This window comes from Bradyrhizobium sp. WYCCWR 13022 (assembly GCF_030435535.1).
Taxonomy (GTDB): Bacteria; Pseudomonadota; Alphaproteobacteria; order Rhizobiales; family Xanthobacteraceae; genus Bradyrhizobium.
This window is the reverse complement of sequence record NZ_JAUIZJ010000048.1, coordinates 307,729-330,051: the sequence shown is the minus strand read 5'-3', so window position 1 is coordinate 330,051 and position 22,323 is coordinate 307,729. Positions and strand designations below refer to the sequence as shown.

Annotated in this window: 23 protein-coding genes and 1 tRNA gene; 8 read left to right on the top strand and 16 right to left on the bottom strand. The window is 64.1% G+C overall.

Annotation, left to right across the window (positions count from 1 at the left end):
* Window positions 1–7: 7 nt before the first annotated feature.
* Window positions 8–775 (bottom strand): YdcF family protein, encoded by a 768-nt coding sequence (locus QY049_RS38590; protein WP_194482518.1) that lies wholly within the window; start codon window positions 773–775, stop codon window positions 8–10.
* Between the two features lie 191 nt (window positions 776–966).
* Here QY049_RS38590 and QY049_RS38585 point away from each other — a divergent pair, with 191 nt between their 5' ends.
* The 3 genes from QY049_RS38585 to QY049_RS38575 all read left to right on the top strand — a co-directional run bounded on the left by QY049_RS38585 (window position 967) and on the right by QY049_RS38575 (window position 2,854).
* The gene (locus QY049_RS38585; RefSeq protein WP_258766673.1) at window positions 967–1,908 is read left to right on the top strand and encodes an acetamidase/formamidase family protein; all 942 of its coding nucleotides are present in this window, start codon (window positions 967–969) and stop codon (window positions 1,906–1,908) included.
* Between the two features lie 199 nt (window positions 1,909–2,107).
* Window positions 2,108–2,305 (top strand): hypothetical protein, encoded by a 198-nt coding sequence (locus QY049_RS38580; protein WP_007603456.1) that lies wholly within the window; start codon window positions 2,108–2,110, stop codon window positions 2,303–2,305.
* Between the two features lie 72 nt (window positions 2,306–2,377).
* Entirely contained in the window at window positions 2,378–2,854 is a 477-nt protein-coding gene (locus QY049_RS38575; RefSeq protein ID WP_194482516.1) for a GcrA family cell cycle regulator, read from the top strand.
* 282 nt (window positions 2,855–3,136) lie between these two features.
* Here the strand turns inward: QY049_RS38575 and QY049_RS38570 are convergent, their stop codons facing one another.
* Window positions 3,137–4,624: a porin gene (locus QY049_RS38570; protein ID WP_194482515.1), complete on the bottom strand. Its 1,488-nt coding sequence runs from the start codon at window positions 4,622–4,624 to the stop codon at window positions 3,137–3,139.
* Window positions 4,625–5,035: 411 nt separating this feature from the next.
* On the opposite strand from QY049_RS38570, the gene QY049_RS38565 reads away from it, so the two are divergent.
* Window positions 5,036–5,542 (top strand): MarR family winged helix-turn-helix transcriptional regulator, encoded by a 507-nt coding sequence (locus QY049_RS38565; protein WP_194482514.1) that lies wholly within the window; start codon window positions 5,036–5,038, stop codon window positions 5,540–5,542.
* 34 nt (window positions 5,543–5,576) lie between these two features.
* Here the strand turns inward: QY049_RS38565 and QY049_RS38560 are convergent, their stop codons facing one another.
* From QY049_RS38560 to QY049_RS38550, 3 genes are all read right to left on the bottom strand, one after another.
* Window positions 5,577–6,692: a S9 family peptidase gene (locus QY049_RS38560; protein WP_194482513.1), complete on the bottom strand. Its 1,116-nt coding sequence runs from the start codon at window positions 6,690–6,692 to the stop codon at window positions 5,577–5,579.
* A 272-nt stretch (window positions 6,693–6,964) separates the two neighbouring features.
* Window positions 6,965–7,936, bottom strand: coding sequence for an SDR family oxidoreductase (locus QY049_RS38555; protein WP_301270690.1), 972 nt, complete (start codon window positions 7,934–7,936; stop codon window positions 6,965–6,967).
* Between the two features lie 146 nt (window positions 7,937–8,082).
* Window positions 8,083–8,991, bottom strand: coding sequence for a dihydrodipicolinate synthase family protein (locus QY049_RS38550; protein ID WP_194482511.1), 909 nt, complete (start codon window positions 8,989–8,991; stop codon window positions 8,083–8,085).
* Window positions 8,992–9,315: 324 nt separating this feature from the next.
* Between QY049_RS38550 and QY049_RS38545 the strand changes: the two genes are divergently transcribed.
* Entirely contained in the window at window positions 9,316–9,555 is a 240-nt protein-coding gene (locus QY049_RS38545) for a hypothetical protein (RefSeq protein ID WP_194482510.1), read from the top strand.
* A 157-nt stretch (window positions 9,556–9,712) separates the two neighbouring features.
* Here the strand turns inward: QY049_RS38545 and QY049_RS38540 are convergent, their stop codons facing one another.
* Window positions 9,713–10,684, bottom strand: coding sequence for an alpha/beta hydrolase (locus tag QY049_RS38540; protein WP_301270689.1), 972 nt, complete (start codon window positions 10,682–10,684; stop codon window positions 9,713–9,715).
* A 121-nt stretch (window positions 10,685–10,805) separates the two neighbouring features.
* Here QY049_RS38540 and QY049_RS38535 point away from each other — a divergent pair, with 121 nt between their 5' ends.
* Window positions 10,806–11,435, top strand: a complete 630-nt coding sequence (locus QY049_RS38535) for a TetR/AcrR family transcriptional regulator (RefSeq protein ID WP_301270688.1) — start codon at window positions 10,806–10,808, stop codon at window positions 11,433–11,435.
* Between the two features lie 472 nt (window positions 11,436–11,907).
* Here the strand turns inward: QY049_RS38535 and QY049_RS38530 are convergent.
* From QY049_RS38530 to QY049_RS38500, 7 genes are all read right to left on the bottom strand, one after another.
* Window positions 11,908–11,985 (bottom strand) — tRNA-Pro (locus QY049_RS38530).
* A 110-nt stretch (window positions 11,986–12,095) separates the two neighbouring features.
* A complete protein-coding gene (locus tag QY049_RS38525; protein ID WP_194482485.1) occupies window positions 12,096–12,674 on the bottom strand; it encodes a MerR family transcriptional regulator in 579 nt (192 codons plus the stop codon).
* A gap of 28 nt (window positions 12,675–12,702) precedes the next feature.
* Window positions 12,703–13,044, bottom strand: a complete 342-nt coding sequence (locus tag QY049_RS38520; protein ID WP_018456841.1) for an integration host factor subunit alpha — start codon at window positions 13,042–13,044, stop codon at window positions 12,703–12,705.
* Window positions 13,045–13,177: 133 nt separating this feature from the next.
* Window positions 13,178–14,158, bottom strand: a complete 981-nt coding sequence (locus QY049_RS38515) for a beta-ketoacyl-ACP synthase III (protein ID WP_194482484.1) — start codon at window positions 14,156–14,158, stop codon at window positions 13,178–13,180.
* Entirely contained in the window at window positions 14,155–15,216 is a 1,062-nt protein-coding gene (gene plsX / locus QY049_RS38510) for a phosphate acyltransferase PlsX (RefSeq protein WP_258766670.1), read from the bottom strand. The genes QY049_RS38515 and plsX overlap by 4 nt, the downstream gene beginning before the upstream one ends.
* 297 nt (window positions 15,217–15,513) lie before the next feature.
* Complete coding sequence (locus QY049_RS38505) at window positions 15,514–16,095, bottom strand: DUF177 domain-containing protein (protein ID WP_301270687.1); 582 nt, start codon at window positions 16,093–16,095, stop codon at window positions 15,514–15,516.
* Window positions 16,092–16,643 carry a ubiquinol-cytochrome C chaperone family protein gene (locus tag QY049_RS38500; RefSeq protein ID WP_301270686.1) on the bottom strand — a complete coding sequence of 184 codons (552 nt, stop codon included), beginning with the start codon at window positions 16,641–16,643 and terminating at the stop codon, window positions 16,092–16,094. Before QY049_RS38500 ends, QY049_RS38505 begins: the two co-directional genes overlap by 4 nt.
* Before the next feature lie 98 nt (window positions 16,644–16,741).
* Here QY049_RS38500 and QY049_RS38495 point away from each other — a divergent pair, with 98 nt between their 5' ends.
* Together QY049_RS38495 and QY049_RS38490 are read left to right on the top strand one after the other, a co-directional pair.
* The gene (locus QY049_RS38495; protein WP_194482480.1) at window positions 16,742–17,224 is read left to right on the top strand and encodes an outer membrane protein assembly factor BamE; all 483 of its coding nucleotides are present in this window, start codon (window positions 16,742–16,744) and stop codon (window positions 17,222–17,224) included.
* A 132-nt stretch (window positions 17,225–17,356) separates the two neighbouring features.
* On the top strand, window positions 17,357–18,370 hold the full coding sequence (locus QY049_RS38490; protein WP_194482479.1) for a tripartite tricarboxylate transporter substrate binding protein: 1,014 nt from the start codon (window positions 17,357–17,359) through the stop codon (window positions 18,368–18,370).
* 71 nt (window positions 18,371–18,441) lie between these two features.
* Here the strand turns inward: QY049_RS38490 and QY049_RS38485 are convergent, their stop codons facing one another.
* The 3 genes from QY049_RS38485 to nusB all read right to left on the bottom strand — a co-directional run bounded on the left by QY049_RS38485 (window position 18,442) and on the right by nusB (window position 22,322).
* Entirely contained in the window at window positions 18,442–20,562 is a 2,121-nt protein-coding gene (locus QY049_RS38485) for a sodium-translocating pyrophosphatase (RefSeq protein ID WP_194482478.1), read from the bottom strand.
* Window positions 20,563–20,800: 238 nt separating this feature from the next.
* Entirely contained in the window at window positions 20,801–21,799 is a 999-nt protein-coding gene (gene thiL, locus QY049_RS38480; protein ID WP_301270685.1) for a thiamine-phosphate kinase, read from the bottom strand.
* A 28-nt stretch (window positions 21,800–21,827) separates the two neighbouring features.
* Window positions 21,828–22,322 carry a transcription antitermination factor NusB gene (gene nusB, locus QY049_RS38475; RefSeq protein ID WP_194482476.1) on the bottom strand — a complete coding sequence of 165 codons (495 nt, stop codon included), beginning with the start codon at window positions 22,320–22,322 and terminating at the stop codon, window positions 21,828–21,830.
* Window position 22,323: the final 1 nt, after the last annotated feature.

Below are 22,323 nucleotides of genomic sequence, written 5' to 3'. Positions count from 1 at the left end.
AACCGTTCTAGTCCTCGGCAGGCCCGGGAAGCAACTCGCCGGTCCTTCCCATGAGACGGTAGGCCAGAAGGCCTATCCATTCGCGCGCGGCCACGTCGGTATGGCCGAAGCCCTCCAGAGCATTGTTCGTGAACGAGAACAGATCGTCGCGACCGCCCATCCGCCAATCGACCGGATAGGCTTCGACGTCAAATCCAGCCTTGCGGAAAATGCCCATCGCGCGCGGCATGTGATAGGCTGAGGTGACCAGCAGCCAGCGCTCACCCGGCTTCGGCGCCACCAGGCGCTTGGTGAAGATCGCGTTCTCGTAGGTGTTGCGCGAGTCCCGCTCCAGGATCAGGCGTTCCTTGGGGACGCCCGCATTTTCCAGGATCGGCGCAGAATAGTCGGCCTCTCTGGCGTCATTTGCGATCAGATTCGCGGAGCCTCCGGTGAAGACGATACGCGCATTGGGATAACGGCGCGCAAGCTCGGCCGGCGCCAACAGGCGATCGGCAGCGTGCGGGACCACGGGCGTGTGATGCGCCGCCGACAGCTCGGTGTCGACGGAGCCGCCCAACACGATGATGCCGTCGGGTGCACCGCGCGTCGGGTCCCATGCGGGAAAGCGCGACTCCAGCGGATAGAGCAGCCAATTGCCGAGCGGCGAAAAGGCGGTGAGCGCGAACAGGACCAGCGTGGTCGCGGCCAGTTTCCGGCCGAGCCCGGCAAAGCGCGTGGCCATCAGCACGACCGAGATGATCCCGAGCTCGACCAGAAGATTGATCGGCAGCACCGCGGCGCCGAGCGTCTTGGAAAGAACGAAGAACAGGAGAAACCTCGCTGAAATGATCGTGCCGGTGATACGCAGGCTTGACCCGCCCGCTTGTCTTCAGAAATCTTCTTGGAAGAGGATCGATTGCCGGGTCAAGCCCGGCCATCGCACGATCTGATGACGAGCCCTGTGAAACCAATCGGACGCGGCAAATGACCCATCATCACCTGCATTCAAGTCCCGAGACCTGCCATTGGGGCTTCTTCGAGGCCGCTCTCAAGCCCGTCCTCACCGTCAGGAGCGGTGACGAAGTCACCGTCGATACCATTAGCGGCGGCCCGGACGTCCTGCCCGACCGGAGCAAGTTTCACATTCCGCCGGAGACGTTCGAGGTACATGCCAAAAGCGAGCGCATGCTCCCCGGTCATATCTTGACCGGCCCGATCGCGGTCGACGGCGCCGAGCCCGGCGACGTGCTTCAGATCGATATCCTCGACGTCCAGCTGCGGCAGGATTGGGGCTGGAATCTGATCAGGCCGTTGTCGGGCACCTTGCCCGACGATTTTCACGAGACGCGCATCCTCAACATCCCGCTGGACCGGACGCGGATGGTCGGCCGCATGCCCTGGGGTCTCGACCTGCCCCTCAAGCCGTTTTTCGGCGTGATGGGCGTGTCGCCGCCGCAGGCCTGGGGCCGCATCTCCTCGCTCGTGCCGCGCGCCATGGGCGGCAATCTCGACAACAAGGAGCTCGGCGCCGGTGCGACGCTGTATCTGCCGGTGTTCGTCCCGGGCGCGATGTTCTCCTGCGGCGACGGCCATGGCGTGCAGGGCGACGGCGAAGTCTGCGTCACCGCGATCGAGACCGCGCTCCAAGGTCGCTTCCGGCTGACATTGCGCAAGGATTTGCGGTTCGACTACCCGCGCGCGGAGTCGCCGACCCATTACATCACCATGGCGATGGACCCCGACCTCGACCAATGCGCGGTGCGTGCGCTGCGCGACATGATCGTGCTGCTCGGCGAGATCCGAAACCTGTCGCGCGAGGACGCCTATACGCTGTGCAGCCTCGCGGCCGATTTGCGCGTCACCCAGACCGTCAACGGCTCAAAGGGCATCCATTGCATGATCGAAAAAGCGATCGTGCACGGCTGAGCCGGGCCACATCTTCCCGACCTCTCGACGCGACGCCGCCGCCCGGGATTCCGCGCGGCGTGCTTGATCGCGTCTTTTTTCCAGCGATTCCAACGTGCTGCTCTACCGTGACAACCCGGATTTGACTTCCACCCCTAAACCTAAATAGAGTCTTAATCGTTACTTTTATGTACCTGAGTAAGAGGCTAGCGTTCGGGCCATGGCCACCGAAAAAGCCGAGACTGACCGCATTCCCGTAACCTTGGCGCTCTCGACCATCACCTACCTGGAGAAGTTGGTGAGGCAGGGCACCCACGGCACCAGCGTCCCCGGCGTCGCACGTACCTTGATCGAGGAAGGCATCCGTCTCGCCATCAAGGACGGACTTTTGTCGATTCGCGACAACGGCAGGACGTGAACGCGCACTGAGCGGGAAGCGGACGGATCTCGGCGACTGATGGCCAGATGTCGCAACCTGGGACCGTTACAAATGCCTGTTCTCTCACCAACCTGGACCAACGAACGCGTTGAACTTCTGAAGCAGCACTTCGAGGCCGGCCTGTCCTGCCGCGAGATCGCCGCCGACATCGGCGTCAGCCGCAATGCCGTGATCGGCAAGCTGTCGCGACTGAATCTCACGCGCGGCCGCTCGCTCGACGAGCGCAGGCCTCAGGACCGAACGAGCGCGCCGCGAGCGCCGAAGGCGGTCCCCCGGCTGCAATTTGAAATGCTCGCCACGATCTATGGCGAAGCGGACGCGCCGGTCGCGACCGGGCCGATCGACGATGCCAATCGCTGCTCGCTGATGGAGCTCGGCGAAAATCGCTGCCGCTGGCCGATCTCGACGCCGGGTGCGGAAGATTTCTGTTTCTGCGGCAATGCCGCGCATGACGGCCAGCCCTATTGCGCCGGCCACAGCCGCCTCGCCTATCGGCCGAATTCCCGCACTCGTGTCATGCGAGGCTGAAGCGGCGATGCCGCTCCCGCAACGAAAAACCTCCGGCAGGGCACTACCGGAGGTTTCTGGAGGCTTAGCATCAAGCTAAGAGCCGTGAATTTTCGAAACCGGCTGACAGTTATATAGCTGAGCAACTCAGGTAAGTAAATAAATTTGGTCGCGATCGAATCGCATAGCTCGTCTTCCGGGCTCGCGGAGAAGATCCGCGCTTCCGAAAATCAACATGTCATCAAGAAAAGAACCCCGGCGGTTTCCCGCCGGGGTTCTCTGCTCGATAAGCGCGGTCGATGATCAGAAGTTGCGCTGAGCGCGCAGCATCATGGTGACCGAGTTCTGGTCCTTCAGCTCGTACACGGCCGCCGGCTTCGCAGCGGAGGCGACGCCCGGGCTGTTGATGGCGCCAGAGTACTTCTGGTCCAGACGCGACCAGCTCAGGTCGGCCGTGAACGCCAGGTTCTTGACCGGAGTCCACACGGTGTTGACACCGACCACCGCGAAGTTGAAGTCCGGATTACAGGTCGAGCCGGCCACCGCGATCCCGGCGAAGTTGGTGCAGATCAGGGCCTTGCCAGAGTCGCCGTACTTCAGCTGGGCATAGCCACCATAGACGGCGCTCGCCCAGTTCGGGTTCCAGTTGTGGGTGTAGCCACCACGGAGACCCCAGGTCTTGACGGTGTCGATGCCGGTGCCCGTTCCAAAGACGCCATCGGCAAGACCGGCGAAGCCGGTGCTCTGATACGCGCCCGTGCCGCTACCGCTGAACATGAAGAAGCTCTGCGGGAACAGGCTCTGGAAGTTGTAACGCGTTGCACCGTCCGTGTAGACGGCCTGCAGGTTGATCACGTCGCCCGCACCGGTCGGGATATTCTTGATCGACAACGCGCCTTGAACAGCCCAGCCCCACTTGTCGGCGGGATGCCCCGAGGGTTCGGTCGTGCCGTAGTAGCCGGCATGGAGGTCATGCCCGACAACCGACAACTGGGCCAGACCCCAGGCCTGGTCGACGCGCACGTTGCCGAGGATGTCGGGAGAACGCGTGCCACCCCAATCGTTGGCGCCATAGACGCCCGTCACGAACTGGGCAGCCGTACCCGACGATACGTTCCAGAGATTCGACTGGCCGTTGTTCGCCGACGTCTCGTCCTGCAACGCGAACGAAGCGGTGATGCCTTGGCCGAAGTCAGCCGTGTAGGCAGCCTGGTTCACACCGTTGACGTGGTTGGAGCCGCCCGGGATGGTATCGGGACCGCCAGCCGGATAGCTCTGCCACGGGGCATCGAAGATCGAGACCGTGCGACCGAAGGTGAAGCCTGCGAACTGGATGAACGCATGGTAGAGACCGAGCGTTGCCGCACTGGACGAGATCGTCGACGGATTGCTGCCGGTGGCGTTGGTCGAGTCGTAGCTGAAGACCATGTCGGCGTAGGTGCGAACGACGCCGTACTCGGTCGCCGTGCGGGTGTCGACGTTGAAGTCGAAACGGGCGCGGCTGTAATAGTAGTTGGTGACCCGGTTGTTCGACCCGCCGTTCGCGCTGCTGGTGCTGTTGTTGAAACCGTAGTCGCCGGCGCCGCCGAGAATCGCGTCAGCGCGCAGGTAACCGCCCAGCTTGATGCAGGTGTCGGTGCCGGGCATGTAGTAGAAACCGGCGCCGTAGAGCGAGCAGACCTTCACGTATTCGACCGCCTTGGCCTTGACCGGAAGATCAGCCGCCTGAGCTCCACCGGCGGCGATCAGGGTCGCCGCAGTGCCGAGCAAAAGGCTCTTCACCACTTTCATTTAAAACCTCCAAGTTGCTCATTTTACGGAGACCGGACCGTGAGGCCCCCCAGATCCCCGTCTCTTCAAAATCCGCTCGGCCGCTTCGCGCTTTCGGACGTACCCGCATTCGAACGCGAGGGACGTGAGCGAACCACCTGCAACGGGACGATCGAGAACCCCCCACCGTCACGAAGCAATATGCCTGCGCCTTTCCGTTAATCAAAATAGTTTATTAGATCAGCTTTGTGGTTTCACTAACCCTGTGTCTGCGGCGCCACACCGGACCTGAGCCAAAAGGCTGATCGGATCATATTTGTAATTTCCGTGACATAATTACCCTGCCCTGCACTTGCGTCAGAGCAGAGTTGCGTGGACTATGCCCGCCGCGAATTAACGGTCGGAAAGAGATCCGCCTGCGGGAGTGACGCTGTGTCAGCGACGAGGAAAGAAGGGGCGCGCCTCCGCTCCGCCGGCAATCTCGATATCATCAGGCGATTCACCTGGGAGATATCGTCGATCAACATGTATCTGGAGGAGCTGCGTCAGTTCTGGGCCAGAACGCTCGGCATCAGCGGACCGCAATGGCTTATTCTGATGGCGATTTCCGATCTCGACAAGGACGATGGCGTCCCCGTCAACGTGGTCTCGAAACTCCTTCACGTCGACCCGTCCTTCGTCACAACCCAGTCCAAGCTTCTCGAGAAGAAGGGCCTGCTGCGGCGTCGCCCCTCGCCTACCGATGCGCGCGTGGTGCGGCTGTCGCTGGTCGAGAAGACGCAGAAGCACATCGCCAGTCTCAACGAACAGTACAAGACGATTCGCGAATTCGTTTTCCAGGAGTTCGACGAGGACGAGCTGACCGAATTCACCGCCAAGCTCGCGACGCTGAAGACCCGGCTCGAGAAAGCCTGCATCAGGATCTCTCTCGACTTCTGAGGCGCAAATCCGCGTCTCGGCCCGGAGGCCGCGCTCAGATCCGCTTGCCGGCCGCGCCGAGCTGCGATTCGAGCCAGTCGAAGATGTATTCGTTGGCAAGGCTCGGATTGTCGGCGTGGGCCTGGGCCGCGCCGGTCTCCGCCGCGGTGAACACTTTCAGCACGACGTCCGAGCTGCCGAGCCGGGATGTCTGCACGATCTGACGCGCCCGGTCGGCCTTGAGCCAGCCGTCCTCGCCGATCGTGATCAGCACCGGACATTCGGCACTGGAGGCCATCAGCGGCGCATGCGGCACCGGAACGATGCTGAGGTCGCTCATCGCGAAACGGCTGGCCAGGAAAGATCGTTCGTGCAGGTCCCACAGACCGCCGTCACAAACCGCCGCCGCCAGGCGCGGCTCCTGCAACACGGCGCGCGCCACGAACGAAGAGCCCCACCCGTCCGCCACGATCGCGACGCGATCGAAATCGACGTCGCCGCGCAGTTCCAGATAGTCCATCACGCTGCCAATCGAGCCCTCGAGGTCGCGACGCTGCAGCAGCGTGTTGGCGTAGTCGTCGCGCTGGTCGCCGAGCAGGTCCAGCGCCAGCATCGCAAAGCCCCGCTCACGCGCATGCGGGGCAAGCTTGACCAGGAACTCCTCTTTGCGATGTCCGGGCTCGCCGATGCAGATCACCGTCGGCGCGCGACCGTTCGCCGCAGGCGCGGGCAGGAAGTAGCCCTGCAGCGCATGTCCTTCGATCCAGGGGATCGTCACGACTTCACCGGCCGGCCCGCGCGCGGTGAGGAAGCGGCGGGCGCATTCCTGCATCGCGAGCACCGCGACCCAACGGCGCTCGTCGGCGGGATCGAGCGGCATCGCGGCCGCACCGTAATAGTTCATCGCGCGCAGCCAGTTGCGCTGCGCGGTTACCAAGTGGCCTTCCGCGAACGCCGCCTCGGCGCGATGCCGGTTGGCCCGAGCCAGCTTCTTCCACTCGCGATGCCAGGATTGTTCGTCGCCGCGCTTCAGCTGCCGCGCGATCATCAGGCATTCGGCGATGGTGGCGCCGCCCTCCTGTGCCGCGGTCAGCAACCGCGTGAACTCAGCAGAGATATCCTCTCTCTCCGGGCAGAGGATGAAGTCGTCGGAGAGGCATGCGGGTATCATCGGAGCTACGCTTTATGATGGCGTGACCCTGATTCACTAAACTATTTTAGTTCCCTAACCAAGCTGCCGTGCGCCGAATGAGACCCGTTCGAGATCACCATCGCTTGAACGCGTGATACATGTCGCATGCGTGACATTCCGTATCGTCATAAGCAGACACGCGCGGGAAGGCAGGTAAAGTGACCTGAGTAAAATTACCTGCGTAAAACCGTTGGCGTACCTCTTGCGATGACAATCATCATCCCTATCTACACGCGCGATCGTAGACGGCCTCAGCCGAGCCGCCAGCCGACCTCCTGAGCAAAACTTTCGTAGAACGCCCTGTCGTAAGCCTGCTCCGGCGCAGCGCGCACACGCTCGTCCAGGCGCTGTGCGTCGTCCCCCACGAGAATGCGCCACCGCTCCGCCTTCACGCCGTCGAGGATGATCCTGGCAGCCTGCGCAGCGGTCGTCGGCGCATCCTCGAGGAAGCTGCGGGCACGCTCGGCGAACACCGCCTGGATGTCGTCGTCCGACATCTTGTCAGCATCTGGCACGCCCGCCGCGACCATCCGCTTGCGGGTCAGCACCACCTCGTCGGGATTGAGACGTTCCGACCCGTCGCCGCTCTGCACCTTGCGTGAATTGGAGACGATCGAGGTGCCGATATGACCGGGCATCACCACCGAGCATTTGACATGCGGCGCGTGCAAACGGAGGTCGTTGATCAGCGCCTCGGTGAACCCCTTCACCGCGAACTTCGCGGAACTGTAGGCGGTGTGCGCCTGGCCCATGCCGATCGAGGCCCAGAAGCCGTTGACGCTGGCGGTGTTGACGATGTGGGCTTCATCCGCCTTGACCAGCATGGGCAGGAAGGTGCGGACGCCGAGATAGACGCCGCCCCAGCAAATGTTGAAGGTGCGCTCCCACTGCTCGCGCGTGTTGGTGAACAGGCTGCCGCCACCGCCGATACCGGCGTTGTTGAACAGCAGGTGGATCTTGTCGGTCTTCTGCTGCTCGACGAACTCGTCGCGGAAGCGCTTGAGATGATCCTCGATCGAGACGTCGGCGACATGCGTGGTGACGCGCAAGCCCTGCGGCAGCTTCTCGACCTCGCACAGTCGCTTGGTCTCGGCCATCGCGGCTTCCGAGACGTCGCACATCGCAACATTGCAGCCCTCGGCCACGAGCTGCCGGGCGAGCTCGCGCCCCATGCCCGTACCGCCACCGGTGATAACAGCCGTCTTTCCAGCAAATTCCTTCATGGGACTTTCGACCCCTCCCCTTGTCGTTACGTTTCTTCATCGTTGGCACGCCGCGGAAGCGACGCGCACAAAATGTAGCAGCGCCGCATCCGCAGGTAAAAGCGGATCGGCGCTGCGTCTCGACGTCTGTTATTTCGGCATGCGGACTATTCGGCCGCCTCGGTGTGCCGTCCGTCCAGCGCGCCAAGCGCCTCCAGCGCCTTGCGGGTCGCCGCCTGCTGCGACGGTGAGGCCTCCGGCATCGGCGCGCGCGGATACGTCTTCGGCAGGCCCTGGAGCGTCTGCGCGTAACGCGTGCAGGCGGGCAGATTGTCGGCGATGATGGCGTTCCACAGCGTCAGCAGCTTCTTGTGGAGTGCGAGTGCGCGTGGATGATCGCCTGATTTCACCGCGTCCCACAGCGCGACGGAAGCGTGCGGCGCCGCGGTCAGGATCGCGGCGATCGAGCCATGGGCGCCCAGCGTGTAGGACGGATACATCAGCGCATCGACCGCGCTGTAGATCAGCTTGTCCGGCGCCATCATCATGAGGTCCGCGAACAGCTTGAGGTCGCCCGCGCTCTGCTTGACGCCGACGACCAGCGGCACCTCGGTCATGATCCGCGTCAGCAGCGCCGGCGACAGATAAGACCAGGGCACGACGTTGTAGATGATGATGGGCATGCCGGTCTCATCGGCCATGGCACGAAAATGCGCGACCATCGCCTCGTCGTCCGGCTTGAAGAGGTAGTGCACCGGCGTGACCTGGAGGGCAGCGACATTCATGTCGCGCACCAGCTTGCCGCGGCGGATCGCATCGCGCGTGGAGTCGACGATGATGCCGGCGATGACGGGGATGCGTCCCCTCACCGCCTCCACCGTCGCCGTCATCAGGTCGCGATATTCCTCGTGATCGAGCGTGTGGCCCTCGCCGGTCGAGCCGCCGGCCGCAACGCCATGCGCGCCGGCACCGATCATCCAGTCGACCTGCGGCGCCACCAGCTTGGTGTCGATCTCGCCGTCTTTCCGGAACGGCGTCGTCATCGGCGGAATCACGCCGGTCGGTCGTACCTTCATGGTCTGCCCTCGCGTTTCCGTTGGTCCTGCTGCGGTCCCGCTCTCCTGGCGAGTATTCCGCACGCCTCGAAGCGTACCGGCTGCTTGCGCCTTGTGAAGCTCTGCCGGCGCGGCGCAGCCCCCACAATCCCTCATCCCTGACTTGATTCCTGGGGGTTCCCCGTATTTGTCCGGCTTCGGTTTAGGGGCAATTTTTTTACAATCCGAATCGTCCAATGGGGAACGCTGGACGCGCAGGCCCGGCCGACGTGTCGTTTACGACACAGGCTGTGGCACTCGGCTTGCATCCTCCTCGTGGTCGAAACTACCAATGAGGTGACTGGAATGTTCATTACCGTCGTTGCCGTACTCTGCCGGCTTGGCGCTGCTGCCTCGGGCAGCTGTGTCGAGGAGATCGTGACCGACAGCAATATGACGCCCGACATGTCGATGATGGCGTGTGCCGTCGGCGCACAGGCCCCGCTGGCAAAATGGATGGACGAGCATCCGATCTATCACAACAACTGGCGCCTCGAGCGCTACAAGTGCGTGCCGGGCCATTACGAGATCAAGGGCCACGCCTAAGGCCCCGCAAAACTACTGATACCGAGGAGACGCCCGGGGGCCGCTGTCGTTCCTCCGCGCGGTACGATCAGCGCCAAGGCTCACGAGCTACAAAGCCTCGCCAGCTTCAAGTCTCGCACGGGACGGCGCGCGGCGTGACATCAGTCACGCTCCCTCTTTAAGCCACCGCCTGCAAAATCATCGCACGCGCGCGCCGCCCCTCCGGCGTCGGCATCAGCGCGAAATTGTGCGGCTGGTCGCGCCACAGATGCAGCTCGACCGACACGCCAGCCGCCCGCGCCCGCGCGGCGAGATCGACGCTGTCAGGGTACAGCAGATCGCGCGTGCCCGAGAAGATCGTCATCGGCGCGAGCGAGCGGAACGCGCCGCTGAGCGGGCTGACGAAGGGATGGCCGACATCGAGCTCGCCGGCATAGAGCCGCGCCGCTTCGATGATGCCGGGAATGTCCTGGATCGGATCGCGTACGGCGATCTCGGCTTGCTCGGGGCGGCTGACGGACGCGTCGGCCGCAGGCGAGATCAGCACCAGCCGATTCGGTTGCCGATGGCCGCGGTCGCGCAACCACTGGCACGCGGCAACGGCAAGGCCCGCGCCGGCCGAATTGCCCACCACCGTGACCTTTGCGGGCCCTGCGTCCTCCAGCAGCATCCGCAACAACTCGGCTGTCGCCGGCACGACGTCTTTCGCGGTCGCGCGCGGTGCAAGCGGATAGACCGGCACGACGCAGACGACGCTCGCCTTGCGGGTCATTTGACCGACAAGGCGCCAATGCGCCGGCACGATCTCGTTGATATAGCCGCCGCCATGCAGGAACATGACGTGATTACGGCCCTCGAAGCCCGACGCGGGCGCGGTGTAGTAGACCGGCCATCCGCCCATCTTCGTCAGCGTCGCATCGACGCCGCGGCCAAGCCCCGCAGGCTCATGCGAGGCCGGCTGCAGCGCGAGCTTCTGCACATGCGCCTGCACGGCCTCGGCGGAGGCAAGCTGCTGCTTGTAGGGAAGCAGCCCGAGCAGCAAGTTGAAAAGGCGGCTCTGCAGGCTCGGCGCGCGATCGACTGAAGATTTCGCCAGCGAGAAATTGCATTCGCAAAGCCGCCCGATCGACAGCATCTTCGCAACGCTCATCGTCCTGCCCTCATCTGCTGCGCCCAGTCGCTGCCATCTTGCTTCTATCCATCGGCCGCCGACCTCACTCATAATGCGAGCATTCACTCGCTTTTCCTACTCGCATTCGGAATGCAGGATCATGGCGCGCAAGCCCCCGACAAATCCCCGGAAAAATGCCTCGCAGGAGCGGTCCCGCGCCACGGTTGACGCACTGATCGAGGCAACTGCTCGCATTCTGGTGCGCGAAGGCTTTGAGAAGACGAGCACCAACCGGATCGCCGAAGTCGCCGGCGTCAGCGTCGGCTCGCTCTATCAATATTTCCCGAGCAAGGAGGCCCTCGTCGCAGCCGTGATCGACCGTCATCACGAGGAGATCATGGGCATCGTCCGCACGACACTCTGCGAAGTCATGGACATGCCGATCGAGAAGGCCGTGCGCCGCCTCGTCACCGTCGCGATCGATGCACACCGCATCAATCCCGAACTGCACCGCGTCCTCGCCGAGCAGATCCCGCGCGCCGGAAAGCTCGACGTCGAAGCCTTCAACCGCGAGGTCCACACCTTGGTGCGCGCCTATCTCGACAGCCGCCGCAAGGAGATGCGCAAGATCGACCTCGATATCGCAGCCTTCGTCTGTGTCAGCGCGATCGAGGCGATCGCGCACAACACGGTGCTGAACCAGGCCGCGATGCTCGCGGAGAAGACCGTGCGGACGCTGGTGGATGAGACGACAAGGATGGTGGTGGGGTTTTTGAAACCATCCGCCTAGACGTCGCCATCAGCAAGCCTCAAGGCCGCCTCGTTGCAGAATTGCCGGGCTTCAAAAATGCGTGCGCGCGCCGTGCGAGGGGGTTGAATCCCGTGCGGGAGCCCTATCTATCCCGGCAGGTGAAAATACCTTAGAAAGTCACATGATTGAGTCACCAGAATGGAGGGCCATCGCGATTGCAGCGACGATCGCATGCGTGTCGATGTCACTTTTGGCCGTCGACGCCCTCGACCTGAACGCCAGCGGGTTGACCAGGCGTCTGGAGAACGCGCAAGCCTCATTCGTGGACCCGATGGGGCAGTATCAACTTGCCTTCGCCCTTCCGACCTGGGCCCGCGGCAGCGTTCCTGCGGGAGCAGCCATGTCCCCGCAACCGGTGCCCACGGGCCAATGAGACAGAATGTTCGGAATACGGGAGATCGCTTGACGACCAGCGATCGCGCAAGGGTTAGGCTCATCTCATTGAACAAAATGGTCGGAGCGAGAGGATTTGAACCTCCGACCCCTAGTCTCCCAGACTAGTGCGCTAACCGGGCTGCGCCACGCTCCGAACGTCGTTCCATTAGCTAGGATCGGCGCGATGCGCAAGGCGAGCCGCGCCATTTTGGTGTGTTGGCCGAAAGGCCGAGGAAACGGACCGCAAAGCCGGCCAAAGGCCGCTCAACCGTCCTTCAGGGCTTGGTCCAGCATCTCCTTGCAAGCGACGAGGTCGCCGAGCACCCGTTCCAGCCGCTCCCGGTCCAGCGCGCTGGGGCCGATAGGCGCGGCGGCGGTGCCGCCCTTGCGGAAGGTCGTGAGGATCTCCTCGTCGTCGACCTCCGTGAAGCGGAAGTCGATGCCTTCCTCTTCGTCGCCCTGGTAGTCGTCATCGTCGGTATCGGCGACGCCCTTGATGGGCGCCTCGTCGTCGGGCTCCATCAGGCTCGCCCCGATGGCGTCCTCGATCGCCCCGAACGAGACCGCGGCCGAGCCGTCAGCCAGGCCTTGCACCGATTTGACGCCGTGCTCCTTCAGGATCCGCTGCACGCCGCGGATGGTGTAGCCCTCGCCGTACAGCAGGCGGCGGATGCCCTTGAGCAGGTCGACATCGTCGGGGCGGTAGTAGCGGCGGCCGCCGCTGCGCTTCATCGGCTTGATCTGGGAGAAGCGGGTCTCCCAGAACCGCAGCACGTGCTGCGGAATGTCGAGTTCCTGCGCTACTTCGCTGATGGTTCGGAACGCATCCGGCGCCTTGTCCAAATGCCAAATCCTTCGCGGAGGCGCGATTTTACGCCTCGGGTTGAGCCTTGCTGGCATCGCCATTGGTGCGGTGCTGGGCGTTGATCCGCTGCTTGAGGATCGCCGACGGCTTGAACACCATCACCCGGCGCGGCGAGATCGGCACCTCGGTGCCGGTCTTCGGATTACGGCCGATGCGCTGACCCTTCTTGCGGACCATGAAGGACCCGAACGACGACAGCTTCACCGTCTCGCCCTTCTCAAGGCAGTCGGTGATCTCCTTCAGCACGAGTTCCACGAAGGCGGACGACTCCGTGCGCGACAGTCCCACCTTCTGGTAGACGGCTTCGCACAGATCCACACGCGTTACGGTTTTACTTTGATCGGTCATCGCCCTGCCCCACATCACGGCGAACAATTGTTGTCTGAAATTATGAGGTTACGATACGGCGGTCAACACCGCTCATCAATGCAGACGCATCGATGTTGGGCGCTGATTCCGGCAAAATTTTATCGATGTGGCTTTACCAGCGCACCAGCGCGGAGCCCCAGGTGAAGCCGCCGCCCATGGCCTCCAGGAGGACCATGTCGCCGCGCTTGATCCGGCCGTCCTTGCGCGCCACCGACAGCGCCAGCGGGATCGAGGCCGCGGAGGTGTTGCCGTGACGGTCCACCGTCAGCACCACCTTCTCCGGCGCGATGTGCAGCTTGTGGGCGGAGGCGTCGATGATTCGCTTGTTGGCCTGGTGCGGCACGAACCAGTCGATGCCGTCGGCATTCAGCCCGGTCGCCTGGAAGGCGTCGACGATGACATCGGTGATCATGCCGACCGCGTGCTTGAAGACCTCGCGGCCCTCCATGCGCAGGTGGCCGACGGTCTGGGTCGAGGACGGTCCGCCGTCGACGAACAGCTTGGCCTTGTGGCGGCCGTCGGAGCGCAGATGCGTGGTGACGATGCCGCGGTCAGTCGCGGGATTGCCCGGCTGCTCCTGCGCCTCCAGCACGACCGCGCCGGCGCCGTCGCCGAACAGCACGCAGGTACCGCGGTCGTTCCAGTCGAGGATGCGCGAGAAGGTCTCGGCGCCGATCACGAGCGCACGCTTGTAGGCGCCCGTGCGCAGGAAATTGTCGGCCGTGGCAAGCGCGAACACGAAGCCCGAGCATACCGCCTGAAGATCGAACGCTACACCGTGGTTGATGCCTAACCCGTGCTGCACGGAGACCGCGGTCGCGGGAAACGTGTTGTCCGGCGTCGAGGTGGCGAGCACGATCAGTTCGATCGACTGGGCGTCCACGCCGGCATCCGAGAGCGCGGCCTGCGCCGCCTTGATCGCGAGATGAGAAGTGAATTCGCCCTCGGTCGCAATGTGCCGTTCGCGAATGCCTGTGCGCTGCACGATCCACTCGTCGGACGTGTCGATGCGCGCCGCCAACTGGGCGTTGGTCACCACCTGCTCCGGCAAATAAGAGCCGCAGCCCAGCACGACCGAACGAATTTGAGTCACGAAACAGCCTCCTGCGCGGTCTGCACGGAATTAAGTGCACCACCCTCGCGGTTGAGCATCTGATTGATCTTGTTCAGGAGATCGTAGTGAGCCATCTCATAGCCAACATCGATCGCGTAGGCAAAGCCTTCGGCGTTGATTCCGCCGTGGCTCTTGACCACCAGTCCGTTGAGACCCAGCAACACGCCGCCGTTCGACTTGTTCGGGTCCATCTTGTCACGCAGGGCCTGGAAGGCATTGCGGGCAAACACATAGCCGAGCTTGGACAGCCAGCTCCGCTGGATCTCGTTACGGAGTAATTCCGCCATCTGGCGCGCGGTTCCCTCGGCGGCCTTGAGCGCGATGTTGCCGCTGTAGCCCTCGGTCACGACTACGTCGGCCACGCCCTTGCCGATACCGTCGCCTTCGACGAAGCCGATATAGTCGAGTTCCGGCAGGTCCATCGCACGCAGCATTTCGGCGGCCTCGCGGATCTCCTCGTGCCCCTTTATCTCCTCGGTCCCGATGTTGAGCAGGCCGACCGTCGGACGTTTCTTGTCGAACACCACGCTCACCATGGCCGCGCCCATCACCGCGAGCGCCACCAGATGGCGCGCATCGCCGCCGATCGTGGCGCCGAGATCGAGCACGACGGACTGGCCGCGCTGGGTCGGCCAGATCGCTGAAATGGCCGGGCGATCGATGCCTGGCAGCGTCCGCAGATGGAAGCGGGCCATCGCCATCAGCGCGCCGGTGTTGCCGGCGGAGACCGCGACGTCCGCCTCGCCCTTCTTCACGGCATCGATGGCAAGCCACATCGAGGAGGTCTTGCGACCGCGTCGCAGGGCCTGGCTCGGCTTGTCCGAGCCGCTGACGGCAACGTCGGTATGGATGATCTTCGAAGCGCTCTTGAGCTGGGGGTGCCGATCGAGCTCGGGCTCGATCCTGGCACGGTCCCCAACCAGCAGGAATTCGATGTCCCGATGCCTCGCGAGGGAGATGGCTGCGCCTGGAATGACCACGGCAGCGCCGTCGTCGCCCCCCATGGCGTCCAGCGCGATGCGAACCTTGCTTGGCATAGAAGTCCCGGAAAACCTGGTCTGGTGCGGTCTCGAACGAGCGGGCCGCAAAGTGGGTTCGCCATGGACATGGCGACCGGCCAAGCGCCACGCCGCACCCGAACCGGGGCGGACAATAGCGTTTTGCTATCCCGAAACAACCTCTTGCCCCCAGCCTTTTGGATTGAGGACGATCCGACGGCGGATCCGGCAATTCACACAATTATCATATAAATCAGAATGATAGGAGGGTCTTTCCAACCAGTCCTGCAAACGCCTCACGTCCCGTCACACAGAGGTCTTACGGGGAAGCTTCGACTATTTACCCTTCTTCTTGCCCTGCTCGTTGTCCTGCAGGGCCTTCAGCGCCGCGAAGGGATGATCCTCTGGGTCGGGCGCGATGACCTCCGCTTCGAACACGGCTCCCGGCTTGCGGGGATAGGGATCGATCGCCAGGAACAGCGCGTCGGTCGCAACGCGGCCGAGATCAATGATTCCGTTGACGATGGCTTCGTGCGGATCGGCGACCTCCGCCGGCTCCTCATCGTCCTGCCCTTCCTCGATCAGGTCCTCCAGCCGCCGCGTCTCGGCCTCGGGCGCGAAGGTCAGGTCGACCTCCTCGTCGATCTCGCTCTCGATCGGATCGAGCGTGACCACGCAGGTCTGGCCGATCCGGGCACGGACGCGGCCCGTGACCTGGATCCGGCCGCCGCTCCTCGGCACCACGTCGAAGTCGGCATGGGCCGACAGGATGTCGCGCAGACCCGCGGCATCGGCCAAGGCCTGGCGTTCTGCCGCCGAGGCCTCGAGCGCACGGTGCAGGCCGGTGTCGGGAATCTGCGCCACCATCACCGGCGAGCGCCAGGGATCTGGTTCGGATCCGGTCATCGGTCGGTTCATGACGCCCCATCCTCCCGAAACGGTGCGGGAAATTTGAATGATCCAAGCAGCAGCGCGGGATCGCCGGCCTCGCCGAGATCCGCATTGGTGGCCAGCCCGTAGGCGGCCAGCAGCCGCGCCTGATCCATGCTGGCTCCGTTCAAGATATTCTTGCAGATCGCCTGCGCCAGCGCTTCGGGGCCCGCCTCGATCGCCTGGTCGTAGGCCTGGACGCGGCCGTAAAAGGCCTCGCCAAAGGCCCGCATCCGCTTCGGGACGGTCTGGTCGCCCACCCCCATCTCGCGCAGATTGTCGTCCATGTCCTCGCAGAAGCGGTCAAACAGGGCCTGCGACAGTTCCACCCCGCCTTGGGCCGTCCGCAGCCGCCGCAGCAACAGCCAGAGGTGCAGGAGCAACAGGTCGAAACGGCCATTAACCGTATCGGGCACGCCCAAGTCCCGGTAAAATATGGGTTCTCGCGCCTGCGTCACGATCATGCCATAGATGGCTTCAATGGTGCCGGCCGGGGCTAGCCGGGGTTTCCTGAAGTGATTGAACGGCCAAAGCATTGTGGTTTCCGCAAGCGGGCGCGCGCGAGTTGCAATCCAAGCCTCCGCCCGGTACTTCAGCGCCTCGCGCGACGCAAGGGGACGGAATCAGTTCCGCTATGACGATAACGAACCAGACCAGCCTGCACGCAGACAAGCGGCGCGGCCTCTCCGCGCGCTGGCGCGGCCTGCGCATGCTCGCGGCCGTGACCCTGGTCGGCGCCGCGCTCGCGGGCTGCACCGGTGAGCAATTCCAGAAAGGCTATATCCTGCCGCCCGGCGCGCTGGAGCAGATTCCGATCGGCGCGAGCCAGGACCAGGTGCTGATCGTGATGGGCACGCCCTCCACCGTCGCAACCCTGGACGGCGAAGTGTTCTATTACATCTCGCAGCGCTCGGAGCGCCCCGTCGCCTTCATGAACCAGAAGGTCGTCGACCAGCGTGTGATCGCGATCTATTTCGACAAGAACCGGCGCGTGCGCCGGCTTGCCAATTACGGCCTCCAGGACGGCAAGATCTTCGACTCCATCAGCCGGACCACGCCGACGTCGGGTCAGGAGATGAGCTACCTCGCGCCGCTGTTCAAGCTGCTCAGCTTCTGAGATCGTGAGCTGAGTTCGGCCGCCCTGCGGCGTCGTGCCGCTCTTCGCACGACGCGCGCTCTCGCATACGGCTTGCCGTCGTGCGACCGGTTCCCTACCCTCCCGGCAAAACAAGAAGCTGGGAGGGGATTCGTGCTCAAGAAACTTCAGAACAAATTGTTGTCCCGTCGTCGCGTGCTTGCGGGCGCCGCTGGCCTCTCGGCCGCCGCGATCCTGCCGCGATCGAGCCTTGCCGACTGGAAGCCGACCGAGAATGTCCGCATCATCGTGCCGGCCGCGGCCGGCGGCTCGACCGATGTGATGGGGCGATTGCTCGCCGCCCATCTCCAATCCGCCTGGGGCCAGACCGCGGTCGTGGAGAATCGCTCGGGTGGTGGCGGCACGATCGGGACCGGCGAAGTGGTTCGCTCCAAGGCTGACGGCCACACCATCCTGATCGGCAATCCCGGGCCGAACGCGATCGCCTACAGCATCTTCAAGAACCTCAGCTACAAGCCGGACCAGCTCCAGCCCGTCAGCAACATGATCCGGATCCCGAACATCGTGTCGGCGCATCCGAAGACCGGCATCAAGTCGGTCGCCGAGCTGATCGCCTATCTCAAGGCCAACCCGGACAAGCTGAGCTACGCCTCGTCCGGCGTCGGCCAGAGCCCTCACCTCACCGGCGCCTGGTTCCTTCAGCTCACCGGGCTCAAGATGACGCACATCCCGTTCCGCGGCGCGGGCCCAGCGCTCCAGGCCGCGCTCGCCGGCGACATCCAGATCCTGTTCGACAATCTCTATCCAAGTCTGCCGCAGGTGCAGAACGGCACGCTCAACGGGCTCTGCGTCACGACGACCGAGCGCAGCGAACTTGCGCCGAACCTGCCGACGATGCGCGAGAGCGCGCCGGAGCTTGCGAAGTTCGACGTGTCGTCATGGTTCTCAGTATTTCTGCCGAAGGGTGTCCCCGCCCCCGTGCTCGACGCGCTCAACCTCCAGGTCAAGGCGCTGCTGGAGCGCGACGACATCAGGAAGCAGATCACCGCCATGGGCGCCCGCGCCGACTACGGCACCCCGCAGCAATTCGCCGACTTCGTGGACGCCGAGACGAAGAAATTCGCCGGCATCATCCAGAAGGAAGGATTGCAGATGGACGTGCAGTAGTTCCCTCTCTGCACCAAACGAAACCCCGCGGCTCGCACCGCGGGGTTTTTGTCTTGTGTCGTTGACGCTGCTCAGTGCGCCAGGATCGCCAGCAGCAGCAGGGCCACGATGTTGGTGATCTTGATCATCGGGTTCACCGCGGGGCCCGCCGTGTCCTTGTAGGGATCGCCGACGGTGTCGCCTGTCACCGCCGACTTGTGGGCGTCACTACCCTTGCCGCCGAAATGGCCGTCCTCGATGTACTTCTTGGCATTGTCCCAGGCGCCGCCGCCCGAGGTCATGGAGATCGCGACGAACAGACCCGTCACGATCACGCCGAGCAGCATCGCGCCCACGGCCGAGAACGCCGCCGACTTGCCGGCCACGCCGCCGCCCGCGATCGCATAGATCACGAAGTAGACGACGATCGGCGACAGCACCGGAAGCAGCGAGGGGATGATCATTTCCTTGATCGCCGCGCGCGTCAGCAGGTCGACCGCCTTGCCGTAGTCGGGCTTGTCGGTGCCCTGCATGATGCCCGGCTTCTCGCGGAACTGACGCCGAACCTCCTCGACGATCGCGCCGGCCGCACGGCCCACGGCCGTCATGCCCATCGCCCCGAACAGATACGGCAGCAGGCCGCCGAACAAGAGGCCCACCACGACGTACGGATTGTTCAGCGAGAAGTCCGGATTGACGCCGGCGAAGTAGGCGTGGTTTGCGGAATCCCCAACGAAGAACTTGAGGTCCTGGTTGTAGGCCGCGAACAGCACGAGAGCACCCAGACCGGCGGAGCCGATCGCGTAGCCCTTCGTCACCGCCTTGGTGGTGTTGCCGACCGCGTCGAGCGCATCGGTCGACTTGCGCACCTCCTTGGGCAGGCCCGCCATTTCGGCGATGCCGCCGGCGTTGTCGGTCACCGGGCCGAAGGCGTCGAGCGCGACGACCATGCCGGCCAGCGCCAGCATGGTGGCGGTCGCGATCGCGATGCCGAACAGGCCGGCGAGGCTGTAGGTGACCAGGATGCCGGCGATGATGACGAGCGCGGGCAGCGCGGTCGCTTCCATCGAGACGGCGAGGCCCTGGATCACGTTGGTGCCGTGACCGGTCACCGAGGCCTGGGCGATCGACTTCACCGGGCGATAGTCCGTGCCGGTGTAGTACTCGGTGATCCAGATGATCAGCGCGGTGACGATGAGGCCAACCACGCCGCATTCGAACAGCGCCATGCCGGTGTAGTCGACGCCGTCGAGCTTGCCGAAGCCGATGAGGTAATAGATCACCACGGCGATGCCGATCAGCGACAGGATGCCGGTTGCGATCAGGCCCTTGTAGAGCGCGCCCATGATCGACTGGCTGGGCCCGAGCTTCACGAAGAAGGTGCCGATGATCGAGGTGATGATGCAGATGCCGCCGATGGCGAGCGGCAGCGTCATCATGTTGGCAAGGATCGGCGTCTTAGCGAAGAAGATCGCAGCCAACACCATGGTGGCAACCGCGGTCACCGCATAGGTCTCGAACAGGTCGGCGGCCATGCCGGCGCAGTCGCCGACGTTGTCACCGACGTTGTCGGCGATCGTCGCCGGGTTGCGCGGATCATCCTCCGGAATGCCCGCTTCGACCTTGCCGACGAGATCGCCGCCGACGTCCGCACCCTTGGTGAAGATGCCGCCGCCGAGACGGGCGAAGATCGAGATCAACGAGGCGCCGAAGCCGAGCGCCACCATGGCGTCGACGACCGTGCGGCTGTCGGGCGCGAGCTTCAACGAATGGACCAGGAAGCCGAAATAGAGCGTCACGCCGAGCAGAGCGAGACCCGCCACCAGCATACCGGTGATGGCACCCGCCTTGAAGGCGAGTTCGAGGCCGCCGGCGAGCGACGTCGTCGCCGCCTGGGCGGTGCGCACATTGGCGCGGACCGAGACGTTCATGCCGATGAAGCCGGCGGCTCCCGACAGGATCGCGCCGATTGCGAAACCGATCGCGACATAGAGTCCGAGGAAGTAGGCAAGCAGCACGAAGATGACGATGCCGACGATGCCGATCGTGGTATACTGGCGCCGGAGATAGGCCTGTGCGCCTTCACGCACCGCTCCTGCGATCTCCTGCATGCGCGGTGACCCCGCATCCGCACTCAACACCGAAGACGTCGCCCAAATCGCGTAGACGACGGAAAGCACTCCGCAGAGCACTATCAACCATAATGCTGTCATGTGATTTTTGCCTCAGATCCTTGATGTACGTACCCCCGGCGCCTTTTATTTTTCCGTCAAACGGAGTGGCGCCCTTATGTTGAACAGGGCCGCCCCTTGCCCGAAGGGGCGGCCCCAGTCGGTCGCAAGCTTGCCAAAATCAAATTGAGGGTGCAACGCCAGATAGGTGCGAAAAGGCCGATCTCGGCAGGTATTTGGACCTGATCCCGAGCGCCTGGCCGCCGACTCAGCGTAATCCCTAGAAGTGGCTGTACGACAGGCGCGTCAAGGTGAGTTCTCGGCCCTGCCCGTCCAGGAAGCGTGGCCGCTCTTGGCCCGCGACGATCGTGCCGATCGCGGTGATGGCCACGCCTGCCACCTTCCCTGCAGCGATCAGCGCGTTGCTCTCTGCCGGCGGCACCGTGCACAGCACTTCGTAGTCGTCGCCGCCGGCCAGCAGCGTCTCAACGCAAATGGTCTTGCGAGCCACGAGACCGGCCGCCACGGCTGAGAGCGGGACGCTCGCCACATCGACGGTGGCCGAGACACCCGAAGCTGCACAGAGTTTGGTCAGATCGCCGGCAAGCCCGTCGGAGACGTCCATCGCGGCTGTCGCGTGGTCGCGCACGGCCCGCGCCAGCACATTGCGCGGCTGAGGGATCCGATAGCGCGAAACGAGCGCTTCCTTTGCAGCGGGATCGGATACGAGCGCCGCGGCTGCCTTGCCGCCAGTGAGCACGTCGAGGCCGAGCGCGGCATCGCCGATCGTCCCCGTGACCAGGATGCGGTCGCCCGGCCTCGCGCCGGTGCGGCCGACCATCCGCCCTTTCGGCACGCGGCCGAAGGCGGTGATCGAGACCATCTGCGGCCCCGGCGTCGACACCGTGTCGCCGCCGAGCAGCGGGCACGCGAAAGTCTTCACGTCCTCGCCGAGCGCATCCGCGAACGGTTTGAGCCAGGCATCCTCCTTGCTGCGCAGCGCCAGCGTCAGCACGAAGCCGGCCGGCACCGCCCCCTTGGCGGCGATGTCGGACAGATTCACCCGCAGCGCCTTGCGCGCGATGGTGTCGGGGGGATCGGTGGCAAGATAATGCACGCCCTCGACCACGGCATCGGTGGTGACGACGATGTCGTCGCCGGACGAGGACAGGATCGCCGCGTCATCGACCAGCCCGAACGCACCGGGGTCGGTCGCCAGCGGTTTGAAATAGCGCGCGATGAGGGAGTCTTCGGCGGAAGGACTTTGCGGAGTGGTCATCGATGTCAGCCCAACCTCCGGCTTTGCCCTACCCCCGCCCGAACTCGTCGCCGCGAAACTGGCGGCCGATCTGGTCGAGCACGGCGTTGACCATGCCGGTCTCCTCGCGGTCAACGAAGGCGTTGGCGACGTCGACATATTCGGAGATCACGACGCGGCCCGGCACGTCCTTGCGATGTTCCAATTCGTAAGCCCCTGCCCGCAGCACCGCGCGCAGGATCGCTTCGATGCGCTTCAGCGGCCAGCCCTTCGACAGCGCCTCGTCGATCAAGGGATCGAGCTTCTTCTGGTCGCGCACGACGCCGGAGACGACGTCGCGGAAGAACGCGGCTTCCGCCGGCAGATAGGTGTCGCCCTCGACCTCGTTGCCGAGCCAGTGGCTCTCGAACTCGGCAAAGATGTCGTTGATGCCGGCACCGGCGATATCCATCTGGTACAGCGCCTGAACGGCTGCGAGCCGCGCCGCACCGCGCCGGTTCGCTTTCTTCTCCGCCACGCCCGCCGGTTTTCTGGTGTCAGCCATG